This window comes from Micromonospora sp. CPM1 (genome assembly GCF_023896895.1).
GTDB lineage: Bacteria > Actinomycetota > Actinomycetes > Mycobacteriales > Micromonosporaceae > Micromonospora > Micromonospora tulbaghiae.
The window spans coordinates 1-1565 of the sequence record NZ_JAMHIU010000059.1 but is presented as its reverse complement, the minus strand read 5'-3'; the positions used below and the strand labels follow the sequence as shown (position 1 = coordinate 1565).

Below are 1565 nucleotides of genomic sequence, written 5' to 3'. Positions count from 1 at the left end.
GCCTCAAAGACCGCGACCTCGGCCGCGTCCCCGCAGCAACCAAGACCAACGACTGAACATCAACAAACCAGCGAAGGGGTCAAAATTCGGCCGGAACAGAGGGGTCAAAGTTCAGCCGGCGTTGACAGTTTTCCCTTCGGCTCTCTTCTTGTCGTAGTAGGCGCGTGATCGTGGGCAGTGGGTCAGGGCGGTGAAGCTGGACATGCTGAACACCCGGCGCAGACCGCGGTGGTAGCGGTGGGGTCGAACCTGGTGGCCTTGGCGGCGGCCGGAGTCTCGGGAGATCGGCGCGAGCCCTGCGTGGGCGGCGAGTGCTGCAGGGCTTTGGTAGGTGGTGAGGGTGCCGGCGTGGGCGAGGAACTCGGCGGCGAGGGTGGTGCCGATACCGGGCAGGCTGGTGACGATCTCCCCCAGCTCGTGCTCGGCGACCACTGCGGCGATGGTTTCCTCGATGGCGGTGATGCGGTCGTTGACCGCCTCCAGGTCAATAGCCATCTGGCCCACGATCCCGGCCGCGGTGGCCTCTCCCGCGACGGCGACGGTCTGTGTCCGCGCGGCGGCGAGGACCTTGGCGGCCCAGACGCCGTGCTGGCGTAGGTAGGCCAGGATGCGGGCTTCGCCGGCACGGCGCAGGCCGGCGGGGGTCTGCCACTGCGCGAGGAGCCGGAGCGCACCTCTGCTGCGCAGGTTCAGCGCCTTTCTCCAGGGCGGGGCTGATCATGGTCAGGAGGTCCTGAATGCGGGCGGTGATGCGGACCCGGTCGGCGACCAGGTCAAGGCGGCGGGAGACGAGCAACTTCATCTGCTGCTGCACCCCGTCCGCCAGGGTGAGGGTCGGAAGGTCGCCGCGCATGCGCAGGGTCTGGGCGATGACATAGGCGTCGTGGGCGTCGGTCTTGCGCTCACCGTGAAATGCCTCCGCCATCCGCGAGGTGACCGTGCCGCTGACGTAGCGCACGTCCGCACCTCGATCGAACAGGACCGCCAGCAGCAGCGCCGCTCGTAGGTCGACGGCCCAGCGGATCGGCTTACGGCGCTTGCCGAGCCGCCCGGCGATGCCGGAGATGGATTGTTGGTCGTTGGGGATCTTTTCGGACATCACCACGGTGCCGTCGTCGTCGACGACGCACACGTGGTGGTGGGTCTTGCCGACGTCGACGCCGGCCCACAGGCTGCCCATCGGGCATCACCCTTCTCGCTCGTGCTGGTCATAGGGCGTGGACCCGCCGCGGTTCAGTAGCCACAACTTCGGAAAGGGCGATCGGTCGCAAGTCTCCATCCAGTGCTGATACAGCGGTCATCAGCGAGGGCCGGGCCCAGCAGCGAGTCCGTGCTCTGCGGTAGCCGGTCCGGCCCGGGGGCGAGGTGACCCGTTCGCGGAAGAACGTCGGCATGGCTGGGCGTAAGGGCACCCGGCGCTGTCGTCCTACTCGACCCCCCCCCGTTACCTTTTTGATCGTCCCCAGCCGGGGACTCCTCGGTCGCCCGGCCCGGTATGACTTCCTGCCCCTGTCGTTCGGATGATCCGGGGGGTGTTGTCGCCGGGTCGGGTGGCGTCGGCGGAC

The 1565-nt window shown here is 68.2% G+C and carries 2 protein-coding genes; both read right to left on the bottom strand.

Annotated elements, in window-relative coordinates; all coding sequences use genetic code 11:
* Positions 1-111: 111 nt before the first annotated feature.
* Positions 112-495: a transposase gene (locus M8C11_RS30095; RefSeq protein WP_252454813.1), complete on the bottom strand. Its 384-nt coding sequence runs from the start codon at positions 493-495 to the stop codon at positions 112-114.
* The gene (locus M8C11_RS30090; protein ID WP_252454811.1) at positions 485-1180 is read right to left on the bottom strand and encodes an IS110 family transposase; all 696 of its coding nucleotides are present in this window, start codon (positions 1178-1180) and stop codon (positions 485-487) included. Before M8C11_RS30090 ends, M8C11_RS30095 begins: the two co-directional genes overlap by 11 nt.
* Positions 1181-1565 lie beyond the last annotated feature (385 nt).

Bases quoted from the DNA above. Each gene is read 5' to 3' on its own strand.
- M8C11_RS30095 (WP_252454813.1), bottom strand. From the start codon at position 495: ATGGCTATTGACCTGGAGGCGGTCAACGACCGCATCACCGCCATCGAG.
- M8C11_RS30090 (WP_252454811.1), bottom strand. From the start codon at position 1,180: ATGGGCAGCCTGTGGGCCGGCGTCGACGTCGGCAAGACCCACCACCAC.